Here is a 19,105-nt window from a genome sequence, read left to right on the forward strand (position 1 = left end):
CCTCATGCGGCACCCGTGAGCCGCGCCGCGAGCGCGGCCACGTCGACCCGTGTGCCCGGCCATTGCTCTCCGGGCGGTGTGGGCGCCCGGCGCACCGGCGTGCGGGTGACCACGGTGGTACCGGTGGTGTCCTGCTCCACCGGCGAGTAGCCGGCAGACCGCAGCGCTTCCAGCACCTCGGCCACGGGGCGATCGCTGACCAGGACGGTGTCGGCCAGCGGTTGCAGCCGTAGCGGGGCCAGCGTGCGCTGCGCCGCGAGCTCTGCGCCCAGCGCGGCGTCGGCAACGCGGACGCAGGTGGTGACCGCGCGCACCTGGACCTGTCCGTGCTGGCGGGCGACGTCGCGGACGAGGTATTCGAGGGGCTGCGGGATCGGGTGGTCGGCGGCCGCGGCGAGCGCGGCCAACAGTCCGTCGGCCGTGTGGCCGGCGTCGAGGGCCCGCCGCACGCTTGCCGCCGTGAACCTCCAGACCGACGTGACGTCGCGGCGCTCGGCGTCGGCGGCCACGTCGAGCAGCCGCATGAGTGGGGCGGCCGCGATGCCGGTGACGAGTGCGGTGAGGTCGGGCAGGAACGTCGCGGTGCCGGTGGGTGCGGGCAGCGCGTCGGCGATGGCGCGCCGCAGCACGCTGTGGGGCTGGTCGGCGCGTACGGCCGTGAGCAGGTGGTGTCCGAGCGGGGTGAGTGCTCCCGTCGCGACCAGGCCGAGCACCTCGGCCTCGGAGAGGGTGGCGTGCAGCCGGGCGGCGTCGTCGGGGAACTCGCGGTCCATCGGCGCGCGGTGGGCGAGCAGCTCGCGCAGCGTGTCGAGGTCGACGAGACCCCTGTAATCGCCCAGCGTCGCCAGCGCGGCGAGCGCACCCGAGCGCATCCGCTGGTGTTCCGGGTGCCCGTAGGCGCGCACGAGGGCGGGAGCGGGCCGGCCGGACTCGTCGACGCGCAGGCTGGGCACCATCGGCAGTCCCCACCACGCGAGCAGGAGCCGGGCGTAGGCGTCGGCCGGTTCGGCGGCGAGCCACTCGTCGACCGCCTCGGTGGGCAGCGCGACACCGACGGGCGGCTGGTACCCACGGCGCGGCGTGATGCGCCCTTCGCCCTCGCGAGCGAGCGCGACAAGGCCCGCCGCGGCGGCGGTCTCCAACCCGAGCCGGACGCTCGTGATGTCGGAACCCAGCTCCTTGGCCGCCCGCCGCAGCTCGCGGACGCCGATGCCACCACCCTGCACGGTGGTGAGCGGGCTGTCGCCCAGCAGCGTGACGAGCGCACGGATCGCATCCAGTGCCGCGAGTGCGGCATGCTCGCTCGAAGCGCGCAGCTGCCCCGGGTCGACGGACGCGGTGGCCGCGTGGGGCGGATGGGGGTCGAAGGGCGCGTGGTAGCCCGGCCCTCGTACGGCGAGCGCGACCTCTCGCGGCATCTCGGCGATACCCCACTCCGTGGGCGCCACCCAGCCCTGCAGCGCGATCTGGTGGCCCACGTGGTGGGGCTCGACGGACTCGCCGGGCTCGGGGAACCGCACCCCAGAGCGCCGGGGCCCGTGCCATGCGAGCTGTCGCACGGCCTCCGCGACCGCGGGATCGGCCCTGGACAGCCGGTCCGCGACCGCGGCGGGGTCGGTGAGGATGGCCACGACGGCGTCGATCCCCGCCCGCCCCAGACCGTGCACGCCGTGCTGGACGCCGATGCGATCGAGCTGCTCCGTGGCGAGCCGGCCGTAGAGCTTGCGCGCCGGACGGCCGAGGCCGAGCGGATCCGGCGTGATCGCTCCCCAGCCGCCGACCTGCCGAATCCGCCCGTGCAGTGGCCACACGAGCGCCATCGAGGTGAGCTCCGCGACCGCGGCGTCGACGGCGGCCACGAGCGGGGCATCCGCGGCGCCGAGCAGGCCGTGCAGCTCATCGCGCGTCGCGGTGCCACCGAGCGCCAGCAGCGCCTCGGCGACCTGCAGCGCGGGCTTGGAGAGCTCCAGCAGCGCGCGGTTGACCGACGCCTGGGCCGCCAGCCGATCGGACAGCATGGCGAGATCCGTGGGCGCCGGGTGGCGCAGCACATCGGGCCGGGCGCGCAGGATGGCCTCCAGCTCCGCTGTGCTCAGCGTGGCGAGCCACGCTCCCAGCCCGGCCGACCGGCTCATGAACAGCAGGGTAGGCCGGTGCACCGACAGGCTGGAGCACTAGCACTAGCGTGCGGCCGTGGCCCGCGAGGAGCGCGTCGACGTCCTGCGGTTGCGGTGGTACGTCGACAGCCGCCGTGAGCCCGCCGACCTGCCCGTGCGCTGGCTCGCGCTGTGCCGCGAGCACCTCCCCCAGGCGTTGCCCCGCCGGTTCGGCGCCACCGAGCCGCTGCGCGGGCGCCTCGACCGCGACGGCGACGGCGCGTTCGTGCGGGCGTACGCGAATGCCGAGACGCTGCTGTTCATGGCGGGCGAGCCGCCGTGCCTCGGCGGCAGCCTCGGCACGCCGCAGCGGCCCGTGCGGATCGGTCCGATGACCTCGCACCAGCTCGACGTCCGGCTGGACGCCGGCGTCGCGAACCACTCCGTCCGCGCGTTGTTCGAGGCCGCGGCCGATGCGTTCGGCACCGTCTTCGCCTCCGCCTCGGTGGAGCGGAACCTGCTGTGGACCGGCCGCACCCTCGTCGTCGACAGGGCCGACCCGGACGCGCAGCCCTTCCTCGCGCCCCTCGGGGAGTGGCTGGGGCTGCCGCCGCGCCCGCCGCTGTGGGCGTGGTTCGGGCCCGGCTACCGGCGGCTCGTACCGCCCGGCTGGGAACGCGAGTGGGTGCACCGTGACCTGGTGGCCCGGCTCGACGAACGGGAGCCATCGCGCCGGGCGGCGCGCCGCCTGCCGCGCGGGCTCGGCGGGTCACGCTTGTGGGCGATGCGGCGCCGGTGAGCTGTGGCGTACCCCATTCCGATCTGCGCAACGAGGCCCGGCCGGTAGGGTGGGCTCCCGACCAGCACCCGGAGCGCGCGCCAACACGCGGGCGCACAACCTGGGGTGATGAGCCCGGAGGCCGCGTCGGGGAAGCCGCGCGGCCAGTACAGGAGGTCGGCGGTGGCCCTCGTCGTGCAGAAGTACGGCGGATCGTCCGTTCAGGACGCGGACCGCATCAAGAAGGTCGCCGAACGGATCGTCCGCACGCACAAAGAGGGCAACGACGTCGTCGTGGTGGTCTCGGCCATGGGTGACACCACCGACGACCTGCTCGACCTCGCCGACCAGGTCTCCCCGGCGCCCCCACCGCGCGAGCTGGACATGCTGCTCACCGCCGGTGAGCGCATCTCCAACGCGCTCGTGGCGATGGCGATCCACTCGCTCGGCGCGCAGGCGCGCTCGTTCACCGGCTCGCAGGCCGGCATGATCACCACGTCCAAGCACGGGGACGCGCGGATCGTGCAGGTCAACCCGCAGCGGCTGCGCGAGGCCCTCGACGAGGGCGCGATCGTGCTCGTCGCCGGGTTCCAGGGAGTGAGCCAGGACTCGAAGGACGTCACCACGCTCGGCCGCGGCGGTTCGGACACCACGGCGGTGGCGCTCGCCGCCGCGCTGGAGGCGGACGTCTGCGAGATCTACACCGACGTCGACGGCATCTACAGCGCCGATCCGCGCATCGTCCCGGACGCGCGGCTGCTCGAGACCATCACCTACGAGGAGATGCTCGAGATGGCCGCCTGCGGGGCGAAGGTCCTGCACCTGCGCGCCGTGGAGTACGCCCGGCGCTACAACGTCCCGCTGCGGGTGCGCAGCTCGTACAACGACAAGCCGGGCTCGCTCGTCACCGGCTCGATCGAGGAGATCCCCATGGAGCAGGCGATCATCACAGGGGTCGCTCACGACCGGTCCGAAGCGAAGATCACCGTCACCGATGTGCCGGACACGCCCGGCATGGCGGCCCGGATCTTCCGCACGGTGGCCGATGCCGAGATCAACATCGACATGGTGCTGCAGAACATCAGCCGCACGTCGGCGCAGCGCACCGACATCACGTTCACGCTGCCGCGCACCGACGGCCCGCGTGCCGTCGCCGCGCTCACCGCCGCGCAGCCCGAGGTCGGGTTCGCCGAGGTGCTGCACGACGCGGAGGTCGGGAAGGTGTCGCTGGTCGGCGCCGGGATGCGCTCGCACCCTGGCGTAACGGCCACGTTCTGCGAGGCGCTCTCCAGCGCGGGGATCAACATCGAGACCATGAACACCTCGGAGATCCGGATCTCCGTGCTCTGCAGGCCCGATCAGCTCGACACCGCGGTGAGCGCACTGCACGCCGCGTTCGAGCTCGGCGGTGCCGAGCAGGCAGTGGTACACGCGGGAACGGGACGGTGACCGGAATGACAGGGACCGGGATGACCGACGGATTCGCCCACGAGGAGCACGGCCGCCACGAGCACGGGCGCCACGAGCGGGGCCCGGTGCTCGCGCTCGTCGGCGCCACCGGGGCGGTCGGCAGCACGATGATCGAGATCATCGACGCACGCGAGAACGTGCCGTGGTCGGAGATCAGGCTCGTCGCGTCGGCTCGGTCGGCGGGCAAGGTGCTGCGGGTGCGCGGGCAGGACATCACCGTGCGGGCGCTGGCACCCGAGGTGTTCGACGGCGTCGACGTCGCGCTGTTCGACGTGCCCGACGAGGTCAGCGCGCAGTGGGCGCCGATCGCGGCCGAGCGCGGCGCGGTGGCCGTGGACAACTCCGGCGCCTTCCGGATGGACCCCGACGTGCCGCTCGTGGTGCCCGAGGTGAACGCCGAGAAGGCCTCCGAGCGGCCGAAGGGGATCATCTCCAACCCCAACTGCACCACGCTGTCGATGATGGCCGCCATGGGCGCGCTGCACCGCGAGTTCGGCCTGGAAGCGCTGGTCGTGGCCTCCTACCAGGCCGCGTCCGGCGCGGGCCAGGGCGGCATCGACCGGCTCTACGCCGAGCTCTCCGCCGTGGCGGGCAAGGAGGTCGGGGTGCGGGGCGGCGACGTCGCGGAGACGCTCGCCGCTGCGGGGCTCGACGCCGCGGCGTCGCCGTTCCCCGCGCCGCTCGCGCTCAACGTCGTGCCGTGGGCTGGCTCGCTCAAGGAGGACGGCTGGGCGTCGGAGGAGCTCAAGGTCCGCAACGAGGCCCGCAAGATCCTCGGCATCCCGGACCTCAAGGTGTCCGCCACGTGCGTTCGGGTCCCGGTGGTCACCACTCACTCGCTCGCGGTGCACGCCACCTTCTCGCGCGAGGTCACGGTGGAGGCGGCTCGCAAGGTGCTCGCCGAGCAGCCGTCGATCGTGCTGCGCGACGACCCGGCGGCGGGCGAGTTCCCCACGCCTGCCGACGCCGTCGGTGGCGACCCCACCTGGGTCGGCCGGATCCGGCAGGCCCTCGATTTCCCCAACACGCTCGAGCTGTTCGTCTGTGGCGACAACCTGCGCAAGGGCGCCGCCCTGAACACCTACGAGATCGCGGAGACGGTGGCGGTCAGTCTCTGACCAGCCGTGAGTGGTGACGAGTGCGTCGGCACTCGTCATCACTCACGAGTTCTGGATGCGCAGCGTCGCCATGATCGCGCGGTGGTCGCTGCCCTCGATGTCGCGCACGTCGAACGTCTCGGCGGCGATGCCGTCCGTGGCGAACACGTGGTCGATCTGCGGGCCGAACTGCCGGGTTCCCTGGCTCGGGCCCCAGGTCGGGATCAGCCCGGCGCCCCGCTGCGCTGCCGCGTCCTCGCAACCGGTGGTGCCGTCGCGCAGCGCGGAGTGGTCCAGCGTGGCGTTGAAGTCGCCCGCGATCACGGCCGGGGTCGGCCCGGAGCACCACCGGGAGAGCAGCGCGAGGTCGGCGTTCCAGTCCGGCACGGAGCCGGGCACCGGTGCCACCGCGTGGAACGCGACGAAGCGGAGCGCGTCGAGCTCCCCACCGCTCACCTCGATGTAGGGGAATGCGGAGGTCTCGTCGCCGATGCGGACCTCGACCTCGCCGAGCTGGTCCGACACGACGGCGGTGACTTCCTCGACGTCGTCGTCCGCGGGATCGATGGTGGTGACGTGCACCTGGTAGCCCAGCGGCTCGACCAGTGGTTGGAGCTTGTCGGCGAAGTTGCGGCCGGACTCGCTGATCGCCACCGCGTCCGGTTGCTGGTCCTCGATCAGGGCGGCGAGTTGTTCGGCGTTCGCCCCGCCCTCGAACGTGTTGAACGCCAGCACCCGGAAGGGGGCCCCTCGCGCGGGTGCGGTGTCGGGCAGCACGCGGGGGAGGACGATCCCTCCGCCGACGAGGAGCACTGCCAGCACACCGGCGGCGAACGGCCACACCCGGCGCTCGAACACCATCACGATGAGCAGCAGCACGAGCAGGACGAGCACCCCGCCGAGGATCCACGGCCGCATCGACACGAGCTGTGCGAACGGGCTGCGCCGGTCGAGCCCGAACAGGAGGTCCGGCACGGTCGGCACCGCCACGGCCACCGCGAACACGGCCGCGACCACGTATCGGGTGGTACCCCCACGGCGCCCCGCGTCCCGCGATGGCGGAGCTGACGGGGGAGCGGGGGGGAGCCGGTCCGGGGGTGCGGTCATCACCGCAAGTCTTCCCTAAATCGGTTGAGAACCCGCTGAGGGGGTGACGGAAGACTCCCGCCGCGCCGGCCGAGCAGCCCGACCAGCGCGGCGGCGCCCATCCCCACCGAGGCGACGGTGAGGACCGCGACGGCGGGTGAGGCGATGTCGACGATGAGCCCGGCGAGCGGCGTGGCGACGGTGGCGCCGATGGTGATGGCCGAGCCGTGGAGCCCGGTGACCAGCCCGCGAACGTGCTCGGGCGCCAGCGCGCTGACGGTCTCGGCGCTCGCGGCCATCGAGGGCGCGATCAGCAGCCCGACGGGCACGAGCAGGAGGGCGTAGGACCACCACGGGCCCGCCAACGCGACGGGGAGCGCCGCGACCCCGAGGCCGCCGACGAGCAGCGGGAGCGAGCGGGAACGCCGGGCCGCGCCGTACGCGAACCCGCCGACGAGCGACGCAACGCACCACACGGCGTTGGCGACCGGGATCCAGCCTGCCTGCCCGCCGAGCTGGAGACCGGCGATCATCGACAGCTCGGTGCCGAAGACGACGATCACCGCGGCCGTGGTGGCCAGCAGAGCCCCGAGCAGGCGCCGGTCGAGCCACTGCCGGACGGGCGGGGGCGGCCCACCGTCCGCGGCGTCCGCCACGCGGGTGGGCGGGTTCAGCAGCGCGAGAACACCGCCCGCCACCAGCCAACCGGCGCCGACCGTCCACATGGCGGCCGTGGACGACACCTGCAACGCCAGCACCGCGCCGATCGCCGGCCCGATGATGTACGAGAACTCGACCGACATCGAGTCGAGCGCGAACGCCTGCCGCCTGCGCCCAGGGGGCACGAGAACGGCGAGCGACTGCCGGGTGACGGAGTAGACCGGCACGCCGAGCAGACCACCGATCAGGGCGCTCACCAGCAGGGCCGAGTACGGCAGGAACGGCGCGACACCCCAGAACACGGCCTGGGCGGACAGCGTGATTGCGAGCATCGGGCGCAGCCCGCGCCGGTCGACCAGCCGGCCGAGCAGCGGTGCGCCGATCGCCATGCCGACGGTGGCCGCTGCGCCGACGACCCCCGCAGCCGCATACCCCTTGTCGAGGGTGAGCACCACGTGCAGCGTGAGTGTGATCGCCGCTGCGGACGCGGGCAGGCGGGCGAGGAACGACACCGCGGTGACGGATGCGACGCCGGGAAGGGCGAGGACGGTGCGGTATGCGCTCAAGCCCTTCGCGGCGGCGACGTCCACGGCCCCATGGTGCGCCAGGCCCCCGACAGAACACGACCGAGTTCCGGCATCGGCATGGCGGGTCGATCACGCTCCCTGGCTGATCGATCCGCGGATCGTAACCAGGAGATCGACGTGATCCACGTCACTGCGGCACAACGGCCGAGGCTCCTGCCGGGTCCATCCCAGTGTCGGCCGGGCCGGCGAAGTGGGGGGCGGTCCGGCCGGCTCGACCCGACGAGGAGGGGACGGATGACGATTACCACCGTGCGCAGGGGCGGGGCGGCTCTCGCGGGCTGTGCCGCGGCGCTCGCGGTTCTCACCGCATGCGGCGGGGGGGACGCCCCCGCCGAGAGCGGTCCGCTCGCGACGAAGCCGGCAGCGGAGGTCGCCCGCGAGGCGCCGGACGTCACCCGGGCCGCGGGCTCGTCCCGCTACGCGTTCGAGATGACCTACTCCACCACCGGCAGCCCCATCGGGGACTCGTCGTGGACGATGAGCGGCACCGGCACCTACGACTACGAACGCCAGGTCGGTGACGGCCGGATCACCACCGCCGACGCCCAGTTCCCCGTGCCCCCGCAGGACGTGGTGTTCACCAACAACGTCCTGTACGAGCGCAACGCCGGGGAGAGCCGGTGGCGCAGGTTCGACTTCTCGCAGCTGGTGGACACGCCGGTCGGTCAGCACGACCCCAGCCAGCAGCTCGACCTGCTGCGCGGGGTCTCCGACGACGTGCGCGAGGTCGGCACCGCGCAGGTGCGCGGCGAGGAGGTGCGCCAGTACGCGATCACCATCGACCCGCAGCGGCTCGCCGCCGCGAGCGGTGTCGTCGTCGACGGCGGACCGGTCCAGGCCGCATTGCAGGCCGGGGGCCCGATGCCCGGTCAGGTGTTCGTCGACCTGGACGGGCGCGTGCGGCGCTTCGAGGTCAGCATCGAGACGAGCGGCGCGGACCTCGCCGCGTCGCCCGAGATGAGCAATATGCTCGCCGACAACCCGCAGCTGCAGGAGATGCTGCGGAACCGGCGGACCACCTCGACGATCAGCATCGAGTACTTCGAGTTCGGGATCCCGGTCACGGCCCAGGAGCCCGACCCGTCGCAGGTCGACACCGGCCCGGCCATCCCCGCCATCCCCGGCCTTCCCGGGGGGAACTAGCGGGCAGCGGAGCTCGTGGTGCCCCGCACCACCAGCTCGGTGGGCACGGTGACGGCCGGAAGGGGTTGCTCCGGGTCGGTGAGCGCCGTGAGGATCATCTCGGCCGCCAGCACCCCCTGTGCGACGACCGGCTGCGCCACGGTCGTCAGGTCCAGCAGATCCGCCATCTCGTGGCCGTCGATGCCGATCACCGACACGTCCTCCGGTACGCGGAGCCCGGACCTGCGCACCGCCTGCACAGCACCCATCGCCATCTCGTCGGAGGCGGCGAACAGCGCCGTCGGTGGCTCCGGCAGCCCGAGCAGGCGTTTGGCGGCCGCGCGCCCTCCGGTCACCGTGAACCCGCCGACGGCCTCGAGCTCGGGGAGCGCGGGCAGGCCGGCGCCGGCGAGCTCGGCCCGGTACCCGACGCGCCGGTCGGCGGGCATCGCCGTGTGCAGCTCGTCATCGCCCCCGATGAAGCCGATGCGCTGGTGGCCGAGATCGAGCAGGTGCCGCACGGCGCACCGTGCGGCGCCCTCGTCGTCGATGCGGACGCTCGCCCAGCCCGGTACGTCCGCGCCCACGATCGCGACCGGGCCGCCAACCGTGGAGAGCGCCGCGACCTCCTCCTCGGCGGGGTGCAGGCCGAGCACGAGCACCCCGTCGACGCGCTTGCGCAGCAGCGTGCCCGAGAACGCGCGCCTGCGCTCGAGGGCGTCGGTGCCGAGGCTGTAGAGCAGCAGGTCGTAGCCCGCCTTGCGGAGCCGCTCCTCGGCGCTGTGCACGATCGCCGCGAAGTACCAGCGGTTGACGAACGGTGCGACCACACCGATCGCGTTCGTCTGGCCGCTCGCGAGGCTCGCCGCGCTGGGCGACGCCACGTACCGCAGCTCAGCGGCGGCCGCGAGTACCCGCTGCCGGGTGGCCTCCGAGACCCGGGGCAGCCCGTGCAGCGCGCGCGAGACCGTCGCGATGGAGACCCCCGCTGCCTCCGCGACGTCCTTGATCGTGCTCACGGCAGACCCTGGTGTCTCGGATCAGCCCTTGACGCTGCCGGCCAGCAGGCCGCGGACGAAGTAGCGCTGGAGCGCGAAGAAGACGATCAACGGGATGATGATCGACACGAACGCGCCGGACGCGAGCAGGTGCCAGTCCGAGTCGCGGGTGCCAGCAAGCTCGGCCACGCGCACCGTGAGCGGTGCGACATCCGTGGTTCCGCCCGCGAACACGAGCGCAACCAGCAGGTCGTTCCACACCCACAGGAACTGGAACACGGCGTATGCCGCTATCGCGGGCTTCATCAGGGGCAGCATGATCGTCAGGAAGATCCGGACGTGGCCCGCTCCGTCCACCCGCGCGGCCTCCACCAGCTCCTCAGGGATCTCCCGCATCGAGTTGTGCAGCAGGAAGATCGCAAGCGGGAGGGCGAAGGTCGAGTGCGCGATCCAGACCGTCCAGAACGTCCCGTTCAGGCCGGTGCCGACGAAGATCTCCAGGAGCGGGATCAGGGCGACCTGGAGCGGCACGATCTGCAGCGCGAAGATCGCCACGAACAGCGTGTCCCGCAGCGGGAACCGCGTCCACGCGAATCCGTACGCCGCCGTCGTGGCCAGGATGATCGGGATGAGCACCGCCGGGAGGGTGACCATGATCGAGTTGACGAAGAACCCCGCCAGCGGCTGGCTGCCACCGAACAGCACCCTCGAGTAGTTGTCGAGCGTCAGGTTCGGGTTGGCGAGGAACGTCCACCAGCCGGTTCGTTGGACGTCGCGCTCCGGGCGGAACGAGGACAGGAACAGCCCGAACGTCGGGATGGTCCACAGTACGGCGATGACGAGCGCGGCGATCGAGGCCCACGGCGAGGTGAGGCCCTTCTTCGCCCCCGCCGAGCGGGTGGTTGCCGCGGTGACCAGGTCCGGCCCGGCGCCGGTGTCCTTGGTGTCGATCACGGTCATCGCGCGTCCACCTTCCGCATCTGCCGCACGTTGTAGATGACGATCGGTACGACGAGGACGAAGAGGATCATGGCCAGCGCCGAGCCCATGCCCAGGTCGGAGAGCCGGAAGCTCTGCAGGTAGAACTCGTTGGCCACCACGCTGGTGCCGAACTGGCCGCCGGTCATCGTGCGGACGATGTCGAAGACCTTCAGCACGGCGATGCTGATCGCGGTGATCACGACGACCACGGCGGGCCGGATGCTCGGCAGGGTGATGTAGAAGAACAGCCGCACGCCGCCGACGCCGTCCAGGCGGGCCGCCTCGATGATGTCGCTCGGGATGGCCTTGATCGCGGCCGAGAGCAGTGTCATCGCGAAGCCTGCCTGGATCCAGATGATCACGACGATCAGCAGCAGGTTGTTCCACGGCTCGGCGAGGATGAAGTTCACCGGCTCGAAGCCGAGCCAGACCAGTACCTGGTTGACCAGCCCGATCTGCTGGATGTTCTGCTGGTTCGGGCGGTAGGCGTACACGAACTTCCAGATGATCGAGGCGCCGACCAGCGAGATCGCCATCGGCAGGAAGATCAGGGCCTTCGCGAACGCCTCGAACCGGGTGCGGTCCACCAGCACCGCGTAGACCAGCCCGATCGCCGTGGAGAGGATCGGGGCGATCACCACCCAGAGCAGCGTGTTGCGCAGCACGATCACGAGATCGGGCTGGGTGAAGATCCGGATGTAGTTGTCAAGCCCGACGAAGTTCGCGCTGCTGGCGTCGAGGAAGGACTGCGCCGCCGTGCGGCTCGCCGGGTAGAGCAGCCCGATGACCAGGAGAAGCACGGCGGGGGCCACGAACGCGAGGCCGGACACCAGGTCGGTCCGACGCCCTCTTGCGCGGTCGGCGACGAGCAGGACCACGCCCATCACGGCGGCGAACACGGCCACCGCGACCAGCAGTTGGAGCAGTTTGTCGAGCAGGGTCACAGCCGGCTCACCTCCGAACGGTCACTTGCGGGCCCGAGAATCAGCACGGAGCGCGCCGGGACGGACGTATCGCGTCCGTCCCGGCGCGGGGATCTCGCTGAGGCCCGTCAGGAAGAGCCGGGCCAGGACTGTTCGATGTAGTTCAGCGAGTCCGTGGTGCTCTGACCGGTGATCCAGTCCGTCATGCCCCGCCAGAACGACGCGGAGCCAACCGCCGCAGGCATGAGGTCGGAGCCGTCGAACCGGAAGGTGTTGTTCTGGTCCTGCAGGATCTCGGCCGAGAGCCGGTCGATCGGGTTGGACAGGTTGTTCGGGTCCAGCCCGGTGTTGGCGCTGATCCAGCCGCTCTGGCCGAGGTCGCTACCGGCCCTCGCCTTCGCGTTGGCCCACTCCGGCGAGGACAGGTACGCCTGGAACGCCTGCACCTCGGGACGGTCGGAGAACGCGGCGACGAACTCGGAGCCGACGAGGATCGTCTGCTGCCCGCCCTGGTTGATCGACGGCAGCTCGAACGCGAAGGCCTGCCCGTTCTCCGAGATGTCGGTGCCCTCGGGGAAGTTGGCCGCGTAGAAGTTGGCCTGGCGGTGCATGTAGCAGGTCCCGTCGAGGATCGGCAGGCCGCCGTCCTGGAAGGTCGTGGTGGCGATCGAGGCGACGTCGCCGAGGCCGCCGTTCACGAAGTCGGGGTTCTTCAGGATCGAGCCGACGCGGTCGAGCGCCCGCACCACACGCGGGTCGTTGAACGGGATGGCGTGCGAGACCCACTGGTCGTAGACCTCGGGCCCGTTCTCGCGCAGCATCACGTCCTCGAGCCAGTCGGTGAGCGGCCAGCCCGTTGCGTCACCGGAGCCGATGCCCGCGCACCACGGCTTGCCGCCGTCGGCGACGATGCGGTTCGAGAGCGTCACCATCTCGTCCCAGGTCTGGGGGACGGCGTAGCCCTTCTCCGTGAACTCCTGCGGCGAGTACCAGACATAGGACTTCACGTTCGAGCCGAGCGGGGCGCCGTAGAGGGTGCCGTCGACGCTGCCCGCGGCCTTGAAGGTCTCGGAGTAGTACTGGTCGACGTTCGCGACGACCGCCTGCGGGGCCGGCTTCACCGCGCCGGGGTTCTGCGTGACGAGCGTGTTCAGCAGGCCCGGCTGCGGGACGTAGGCGATGTCAGGTGGCGAACCCCCCTGTACACGCACCGGCAGCTGGGCCTCGAACTCCTTCGAGCCCTCGTAGACGATCTGCGCGCCGGTGCACTCCTCGAACGGCCGGTACGAGTCGATGTGCGGCTGGTCCTCGGGTGACACGATCGAGGTGTAGATCGTGACCCGGGTGCCGGACAGGTCACCGTACTGCGCGAACGGCGCGCAGTCCTGGCTCGAGGCGGCGGGGTTCCCACCGCCACCTCCCGCGACGTTGCTGCCGCCGCATCCGGCGAGCACGAGGCTGAGGCCCAGCGCGGCGCTGATGAGGGCCGTGCCGCGCGACGGTCTCCGCAGGATCGATCCGGACTTCGGGGCTGGCATCGCACCCTCCGCGTCGATGGGGATGGAACGGGCAGGCACCCGTCCCGTGAGACCGCGTCATGAAAGCGTTTACGCATCGCCAGGAGCAACAAGGCGCGGTAACGATGCCGTAACTCCGACGCTAGGTAGTCGATCACTTACGCTTCGTGTTAGGTCTTCTCCTCGGGACACCTGCCATGGCAGGCTGCAAGCGCTTTACTCCCTCTCACTCGGATCGTCCGGCACGTTCCTGCCGGTGGAAGGAGCACAGCATGGCTGCTGTGACCTATGACAAGGCGACCCGCATCTACCCGGGGTCCACCAAGCCCGCGGTCGACTCGCTCGACCTGGAGGTCGCCGACGGCGAGTTCCTCGTACTGGTCGGGCCATCCGGATGCGGCAAGTCCACGTCGCTGCGGATGCTCGCGGGGCTCGAGGACATCGACCAGGGCTCCATCCACATCGGCGGCCGTGACGTCACGCGCGTCCCCCCGAAGGACCGCGACATCGCGATGGTCTTCCAGAACTACGCGCTGTACCCGCACATGACCGTGGCGGAGAACATGGGCTTCGCGCTCAAGATCGCCGGTCGGCCGAAGGACGAGATCCGGAAGCGGGTGCAGGAAGCGGCGAAGATCCTCGACCTCGAGGACTACCTCGAGCGCCGCCCGAAGGCCCTCTCCGGCGGTCAGCGCCAGCGCGTCGCGATGGGCCGGGCGATCGTCCGGGAGCCCAAGGTGTTCTGCATGGACGAGCCGCTGTCCAACCTGGACGCCAAGCTGCGCGTCTCCACCCGTACCCAGATCGCCTCGCTGCAGCGCCGGCTGGAGATCACCACGGTCTACGTCACCCACGACCAGGTCGAGGCGATGACGATGGGCGACCGGGTCGCCGTGCTGAAGGACGGGCTCCTGCAGCAGGTCGACACGCCGCGCGCGATGTACGACAAGCCGGCCAACGTGTTCGTCGCGGGCTTCATCGGCTCCCCCGCCATGAACCTGCTCCAGGTCGAGCTGGACGGCGACACGCTGCACTTCGGCGGAGCGGAGACCCACATCCCGCGCTCGGCGGTCGAGGAGGTCGGGTCCACCCGCTCGATCACCGTCGGCGTGCGTCCCGAGGACATGGAGCCCGTCGCCGAAGGCGCCGGGCTGGCCACCGAGGTGGACGTCGTCGAGGAGCTCGGCGCCGACGCCTACGTCTATGGCACCACGAAGGTAGGCGGCGAGCGCCGCGCGATCATCGCGCGCGTCGACGGCCGCACCCCGCCCGACAAGGGCTCTGTGCTGCACTTCGCGCCGCGCGAGGGCCACCTGCACCTGTTCGCGGGCGACACCGGCGAACGCGTCGATATCTGATCCACGCATCGGCCCCTGGACCGGATCCGGTCCAGGGGCCGACGTCTGTGCTCAGCCGACCGGAGTGGGCAAAGCGGCGCGCAGCCGCACCTCGGTGCCGAGGATCTCCGCCGCCGGGCGCAGCCCTGCCCGGCGCATCAGCCGGGTGATGCCGACGTCGTCCGGGCGCGCGCAGCCGACGAGCTCGTCGAGCCCGCGCTCCGCGGCGACCTCCGCGATGTGGCGAAGCAGCGCCGTGCCGAGCCCCCGGCCCTGCCATCCGTCCTCGACCAGTACGGCTGCCCTCGCCGCCCCGGAGACGTCCGGCTCCGGATCGAGGTTCGCGATGCCGACGGCGCTGCCGCCGTCTGCGGTGACCGCCAGCACGGCCTGCAGCGCGGTGGGGGAGGCGGACGGGCCGAGCAGCGCGGCCAGCTCGTCGGGCTGCAGCCGCGGGGCCGGGTTGAGGTAGCGGGAGCGCCGAGACGCAGGGGAGCAGCGGGCGTGCAGCGCGGCCACGAGCGGGCCGTCGCCCGGATCGGCCGTGCGCAGCCGCACCTCCGAGCCGTCGCGCAGCTGCAGGGTGCGATCCGCGCCAAGGCTGCGGACGGGCGCCCGCATCGCGAGCTGCGTGGCGAGCTCCAGCAGCGCCGCGGCCCGCGAGAGCTCGGTGGCCGTGAACGGCCACGGGCGCCCGACGTGGATCTGCTGGGTGCCCCCGCGCAGCGTGTGGACGTGCCCCGACGGCGGCGCGGCCGGGTCGATCAGGCGGGCCCGAAGCATCGTGGCCACCGCGCTCGGTGCGCTGCCCGGGTCGGCCACGACCATCCGCGCGAGCGCGAGCGCGGTGGTGGCCGGGTCGGACAGCTCCGTGGCGTCGGCGCGCACCAGCAGCGTGCACGGGATGCCTGCGGCCTCGACGGCGTCGACCAGCGCCGTGGGCTCGATGCGTTCGGGTACCTGCACGAGCAGTTCGTCGGTGACCGCGCCGTCATCGGTCGGTTCGCCGACGACGTGGAGGGAGAGGATGTTGCAGCCGGCCTCGCCGACCGTGGTGGCCAACCCGCCGAGTCGACCGGGACGGTCTTCGAGCTCGACGTGCATTCGCCACAGTGCCATGCCCGCCAGCGTCCCCCCGCCTTGTTTCCGATCCGCTACCGGTGCGTGACAGGCCCGCTGCGCGCGAGTTATGTTGTGCACAACATAACTGTGGCGGAAGGTGAACCAGCGATGGCGAATGCGGTGTACACGGCGGAGGCGACCTCGACCGGTGGCGGTCGTGACGGACGGGTCCGTACCTCGGACGGTGTGCTCGACGTCGAGCTCAAGCTGCCGCCCGCGCTCGGTGGGCCCGGTGGCGCGACCAACCCGGAGCAGCTCTTCGCGGCCGCCTACGCCTCCTGCTTCCACGGCGCCCTTCGCCTCGTGGCCAGGAACAAGGGCGTGCGCATCAGCGACGACGCCACGGTCGACGCGGCGATCGACCTGAGCAAGGACGCCACGAGCTTCGCGATCGGCGCCACGCTCACCGTCCACCTGCCCGGCCTCGAGCAATCGCAGGCCGACGAGCTGGTGGCCGCGGCGCACGAGGTCTGCCCCTACTCGAAGGCGACCCGCGGCAATGTCGACGTGGAGCTCAAGGCGACGGTCTGACCATGCCCCGACCCGCTGGTCGAGTAGCGGAGGCGCCCCGCGCCGGAGCGTATCGAGACCCCTCTGCTTCTGGGGTGAGCGTGGGTGGTGGTCTTCGATACGGGCCGACGCCGGCGCGTCGGCCCTACTCGAGCACCGGAAGGGCGCGGCGGGCGAAGCCGATCTCCGTGGCCACGTGGCGGAGTGTCTCCTCCACCACGAGGCTCCCATGGCCCGCGTCGAAGCGGCTCACCTCGTACCGCACGTCGCCGCGGGCGGCGAGGGCGTCCAGGTAGTTGTCCACCTGCCGGATCGGGCACCGGGGGTCGTTCTCGCCCGCGAGCACCAGCACCGGCACGCGCACGCGGTCGACGTACGTGAGCGGCGACGCCTCGCGGTACGCCTCTGGGCGCTCCGCGGGAGAACCTTTGAAGAGCGCGCGGTCGAACGCTCGCAGCTGCTCCATCTCGTCCGCGTAGGCGGCGAGGTAGTCGGCCACCGGCACCCCGGCGACGGCGCCCGCCCAGCGCTCCGGCTGGGTGCCGACGGCCAGCAGTGCGAGGTAGCCGCCCCACGACCAGCCCTCCACCACGCAGCGCCGCGCGTCCACGAGGCCGTCGGCCACGCAGCGGTCGTACACCGCGGCGACGTCCTCCAGCTCGGTCAGGCCCGGCCGGCCCTCGATGGCGTCCCGCCACGTGGAGCCGTAGCCGGTGGAGCCGCGGTAGTTGACCTCGACGACGACGAACCCGGCGTCCACCCACGCTGCCCGGCCCGCGCTGAACCGGTCCTCGTCGGCGGCGTGCGGCCCGCCGTGCAGGGCGAACACGGCGGGCGCTGGTCCGTCGACGCCGGTTGGGTGGGCGACGAGGGCGTGCACCCGCCCGCCCTGGCCGTCCACCCACAGATCCTCCACCGGCACCGATCCCGGGGCGCGCGGTCCCGGCGGCGCGACGAGCACGCGGTCGGTGCCGTCCGGGTGCAGCGCCCGCACCGTCGACGGCTCGGCCGCCGACGAGCAGGTGTACTCGACCGTGCCGTCCGGGCGTACCTCGGCGGAGCCGACGCACCCGGGCGCCACCGGCAGCTCGGTCAGCTCGCCGGCCTCCAGCGCGTAGCGGTACAGCCTGGTGCGGGCGACCGCGGTGTGCCAGACCAGCAGGAACTTCGCATCGGGATGGAAGTCGGCGTAGACCTCGCCGGGCAGGTCGAGGGAGATCTCGCGCTCGGTGTCGGCGAGTACGTCCCACAGCAGCAGTTCCTCGCGGCCATGGCGCTCGTGCAGGAGCAGCAGCCGGCCGTCCCCGCGGACCGGGGCGAACACCAGCGGGGTCAGTCCCTTTCCCGGGCCGTCAGACTTCTCGGCGACGAGGCCGCCGTCGGACACGCGCACGACCCGGACAGCGGGGTGGCGCGAGTCGCCGTGCTCGGAGTGGCTGATCGCGAGCAGCGTCTCGTCCTCAGAAAGCGCGCCGACGCCCGCGTCCTCCGCATGCTGGTAGACGACCTCCGCGGGATCGTCGCCGCGGCGCAGCCAGATCTTCGTGCCGTCGTCGGTCGAGGTCCCGGCGGCCACGACGGCCCGCCCGATCTCCAGGCCGGCCGGGTAGCCGTCCTCGACGGCCGGGAGCGCGGGCTCGGCCGTGGTCCCGGTGGGCAGGCCGGCGAACGGTTCACGCACCCAGTGCCCGAACTCGTCGCCGTCGGTGTCGGCGAACCACCAGACCGTCCCACCGTCCGGCGGGAGCGTGGCGATGTGGGTGCCGCTGCGCCGGTCGGTGACCCGGCGGTGCAGGTCGGTGGCGCGGTCCCACACGTACACCTCGGTGGTGCCGCTGGCGTTCGACGTGTAGGCGCAGCGGTCCGGCGCGTCGCGGGCCCATCCCGGCCGCGACATCCGCGGCGCGGTGAACCGGGCGCGCCAGCGTTCCTCGCGCTCGTCGTCGAACAGGCGGTCGGGAACGGGGGCGACGGGGTGCTCGGTCACGCCGGGATCATGCCGCACTCGGTCGAGTGGATTCTCTGCCATGATTCGAACGTGACCGAGCCGGTGCGACCCGAGGACATGCGCATCTCGGACGCGGAGCGAACCGAGGTGCAGGACCGGCTCCGGCTGGCCCACGACGTCGGCCGGCTGGACCTCGGCGAGTTCGATGAGCGGGTCAAATCCGTCTGGGCCGCCCGCACCCGTGGCGAGCTCGCCCGCGTCACCGCCGACCTCCCGGCATCCCCGTCCGAGCCAGGGCGCAGGACGGTGTTCTCCGACACCGGCGGTGGCATGACGATCCCGTGCTCTACGTGGCCGGGATCGGCCGCCCGCCCCGCGACCGGTGACGGATCGGCCCGGCACTCCGAGTGCGGCCGGCCGCGCGACCACTGCGTTCCAGGTCAGACGTTGACGAAGAAGCAGAACGGGTGGCCGACGGGGTCCAGGATGACCCGCACGTTCTCCTGCGGCTGGAACTCCGCGAGCGTCGCGCCCGCTTCGAGCGCGTAGGCGACGGCGCCGTCGAGGTCCTCGACCTCGATGTCCAGGTGCAGCTGCATCTGCTGCCGATCCCGTTCCGCGGGCCATGCGGGGCGCTCGTACAGCTCCTCGAGCTGGAACGACAGCCCCGGCCCGCCGCCCGGCGGACGGAGCGTGACCCACGTGGGATCGTCCTGCACCACCGGCCAGCCGAACAGGCTCTGGTAGAAGGCCGCGAGAGCGCGGGGATCCGGGGCGTCGAGGACGGTGGCGGACAGCGTCAGCGCGGGTCGCTCCACCCTGCGCAGTATGCCGGTGGCGCTGATCGGCCGCATGGCACTAGGCTCGCGATCA

17 protein-coding genes are annotated in these 19,105 nt (G+C 72.1%); 7 read left to right on the top strand and 10 right to left on the bottom strand.

Features of this window, described 5'->3' with window-relative positions; translation table 11 throughout:
• Positions 1–2: 2 nt before the first annotated feature.
• Positions 3–2,135, bottom strand: a complete 2,133-nt coding sequence (locus tag K1T35_RS01785; RefSeq protein ID WP_220258455.1) for a helicase-associated domain-containing protein — start codon at positions 2,133–2,135, stop codon at positions 3–5.
• A gap of 58 nt (positions 2,136–2,193) precedes the next feature.
• Here K1T35_RS01785 and K1T35_RS01790 point away from each other — a divergent pair, with 58 nt between their 5' ends.
• From K1T35_RS01790 to K1T35_RS01800, 3 genes are all read left to right on the top strand, one after another.
• On the top strand, positions 2,194–2,895 hold the full coding sequence (locus K1T35_RS01790) for a hypothetical protein (protein WP_220258456.1): 702 nt from the start codon (positions 2,194–2,196) through the stop codon (positions 2,893–2,895).
• Between the two features lie 162 nt (positions 2,896–3,057).
• The gene (locus tag K1T35_RS01795) at positions 3,058–4,323 is read left to right on the top strand and encodes an aspartate kinase (protein ID WP_220262322.1); all 1,266 of its coding nucleotides are present in this window, start codon (positions 3,058–3,060) and stop codon (positions 4,321–4,323) included.
• Positions 4,324–4,343: 20 nt separating this feature from the next.
• Entirely contained in the window at positions 4,344–5,462 is a 1,119-nt protein-coding gene (locus K1T35_RS01800) for an aspartate-semialdehyde dehydrogenase (RefSeq protein ID WP_220258457.1), read from the top strand.
• A 42-nt stretch (positions 5,463–5,504) separates the two neighbouring features.
• Here the strand turns inward: K1T35_RS01800 and K1T35_RS01805 are convergent, their stop codons facing one another.
• Positions 5,505–6,458, bottom strand: a complete 954-nt coding sequence (locus K1T35_RS01805) for an endonuclease/exonuclease/phosphatase family protein (RefSeq protein ID WP_220258458.1) — start codon at positions 6,456–6,458, stop codon at positions 5,505–5,507.
• Between the two features lie 89 nt (positions 6,459–6,547).
• Positions 6,548–7,777 carry an MFS transporter gene (locus K1T35_RS01810; protein ID WP_220258459.1) on the bottom strand — a complete coding sequence of 410 codons (1,230 nt, stop codon included), beginning with the start codon at positions 7,775–7,777 and terminating at the stop codon, positions 6,548–6,550.
• A gap of 231 nt (positions 7,778–8,008) precedes the next feature.
• Here K1T35_RS01810 and K1T35_RS01815 point away from each other — a divergent pair, with 231 nt between their 5' ends.
• On the top strand, positions 8,009–8,917 hold the full coding sequence (locus tag K1T35_RS01815) for a hypothetical protein (protein ID WP_220258460.1): 909 nt from the start codon (positions 8,009–8,011) through the stop codon (positions 8,915–8,917).
• On the opposite strand, the gene K1T35_RS01820 is transcribed toward K1T35_RS01815, so the two are convergent.
• The 4 genes from K1T35_RS01820 to K1T35_RS01835 all read right to left on the bottom strand — a co-directional run bounded on the left by K1T35_RS01820 (position 8,914) and on the right by K1T35_RS01835 (position 13,336).
• Complete coding sequence (locus K1T35_RS01820) at positions 8,914–9,915, bottom strand: LacI family DNA-binding transcriptional regulator (protein ID WP_220258461.1); 1,002 nt, start codon at positions 9,913–9,915, stop codon at positions 8,914–8,916. The genes K1T35_RS01815 and K1T35_RS01820 overlap by 4 nt on opposite strands.
• Positions 9,916–9,936: 21 nt before the next feature.
• A complete protein-coding gene (locus tag K1T35_RS01825) occupies positions 9,937–10,854 on the bottom strand; it encodes a carbohydrate ABC transporter permease (RefSeq protein ID WP_220258462.1) in 918 nt (305 codons plus the stop codon).
• Positions 10,851–11,819 carry a carbohydrate ABC transporter permease gene (locus K1T35_RS01830; protein ID WP_220258463.1) on the bottom strand — a complete coding sequence of 323 codons (969 nt, stop codon included), beginning with the start codon at positions 11,817–11,819 and terminating at the stop codon, positions 10,851–10,853. Before K1T35_RS01830 ends, K1T35_RS01825 begins: the two co-directional genes overlap by 4 nt.
• A gap of 107 nt (positions 11,820–11,926) precedes the next feature.
• Positions 11,927–13,336 (bottom strand): ABC transporter substrate-binding protein, encoded by a 1,410-nt coding sequence (locus K1T35_RS01835; protein ID WP_220258464.1) that lies wholly within the window; start codon positions 13,334–13,336, stop codon positions 11,927–11,929.
• Between the two features lie 251 nt (positions 13,337–13,587).
• Between K1T35_RS01835 and K1T35_RS01840 the strand changes: the two genes are divergently transcribed.
• Positions 13,588–14,673 (top strand): ABC transporter ATP-binding protein, encoded by a 1,086-nt coding sequence (locus tag K1T35_RS01840; RefSeq protein WP_220258465.1) that lies wholly within the window; start codon positions 13,588–13,590, stop codon positions 14,671–14,673.
• 51 nt (positions 14,674–14,724) lie between these two features.
• Here the strand turns inward: K1T35_RS01840 and K1T35_RS01845 are convergent, their stop codons facing one another.
• Positions 14,725–15,771 carry a GNAT family N-acetyltransferase gene (locus K1T35_RS01845; protein WP_220258466.1) on the bottom strand — a complete coding sequence of 349 codons (1,047 nt, stop codon included), beginning with the start codon at positions 15,769–15,771 and terminating at the stop codon, positions 14,725–14,727.
• A gap of 111 nt (positions 15,772–15,882) precedes the next feature.
• Here K1T35_RS01845 and K1T35_RS01850 point away from each other — a divergent pair, with 111 nt between their 5' ends.
• Entirely contained in the window at positions 15,883–16,305 is a 423-nt protein-coding gene (locus K1T35_RS01850) for an organic hydroperoxide resistance protein (protein ID WP_220258467.1), read from the top strand.
• A 124-nt stretch (positions 16,306–16,429) separates the two neighbouring features.
• Here the strand turns inward: K1T35_RS01850 and K1T35_RS01855 are convergent, their stop codons facing one another.
• Positions 16,430–18,271, bottom strand: a complete 1,842-nt coding sequence (locus K1T35_RS01855; RefSeq protein ID WP_255621476.1) for a prolyl oligopeptidase family serine peptidase — start codon at positions 18,269–18,271, stop codon at positions 16,430–16,432.
• Between the two features lie 78 nt (positions 18,272–18,349).
• Between K1T35_RS01855 and K1T35_RS49695 the strand changes: the two genes are divergently transcribed.
• Positions 18,350–18,781, top strand: coding sequence for a DUF1707 domain-containing protein (locus tag K1T35_RS49695; protein ID WP_370645492.1), 432 nt, complete (start codon positions 18,350–18,352; stop codon positions 18,779–18,781).
• Here the strand turns inward: K1T35_RS49695 and K1T35_RS01865 are convergent.
• On the bottom strand, positions 18,673–19,086 hold the full coding sequence (locus tag K1T35_RS01865; RefSeq protein ID WP_370645293.1) for a VOC family protein: 414 nt from the start codon (positions 19,084–19,086) through the stop codon (positions 18,673–18,675). The two genes, K1T35_RS49695 and K1T35_RS01865, sit on opposite strands and share 109 nt — an antisense overlap.
• Positions 19,087–19,105: the final 19 nt, after the last annotated feature.

The organism is Pseudonocardia sp. DSM 110487, from assembly GCF_019468565.1.
Lineage (GTDB): Bacteria > Actinomycetota > Actinomycetes > Mycobacteriales > Pseudonocardiaceae > Pseudonocardia.

Coding starts and splice junctions, on each gene's coding strand:
- K1T35_RS01850 (WP_220258467.1), top strand. CDS start 15,883: ATGGCGAATGCGGTGTACACGGCGGAGGCGACCTCGACCGGTGGCGGT.
- K1T35_RS01800 (WP_220258457.1), top strand. CDS start 4,344: ATGACCGACGGATTCGCCCACGAGGAGCACGGCCGCCACGAGCACGGG.
- K1T35_RS01835 (WP_220258464.1), bottom strand. CDS start 13,336: ATGCCAGCCCCGAAGTCCGGATCGATCCTGCGGAGACCGTCGCGCGGC.
- K1T35_RS01845 (WP_220258466.1), bottom strand. CDS start 15,771: ATGGCACTGTGGCGAATGCACGTCGAGCTCGAAGACCGTCCCGGTCGA.
- K1T35_RS49695 (WP_370645492.1), top strand. CDS start 18,350: ATGCGCATCTCGGACGCGGAGCGAACCGAGGTGCAGGACCGGCTCCGG.
- K1T35_RS01865 (WP_370645293.1), bottom strand. CDS start 19,086: ATGCGGCCGATCAGCGCCACCGGCATACTGCGCAGGGTGGAGCGACCC.
- K1T35_RS01785 (WP_220258455.1), bottom strand. CDS start 2,135: ATGAGCCGGTCGGCCGGGCTGGGAGCGTGGCTCGCCACGCTGAGCACA.
- K1T35_RS01815 (WP_220258460.1), top strand. CDS start 8,009: ATGACGATTACCACCGTGCGCAGGGGCGGGGCGGCTCTCGCGGGCTGT.
- K1T35_RS01825 (WP_220258462.1), bottom strand. CDS start 10,854: ATGACCGTGATCGACACCAAGGACACCGGCGCCGGGCCGGACCTGGTC.
- K1T35_RS01840 (WP_220258465.1), top strand. CDS start 13,588: ATGGCTGCTGTGACCTATGACAAGGCGACCCGCATCTACCCGGGGTCC.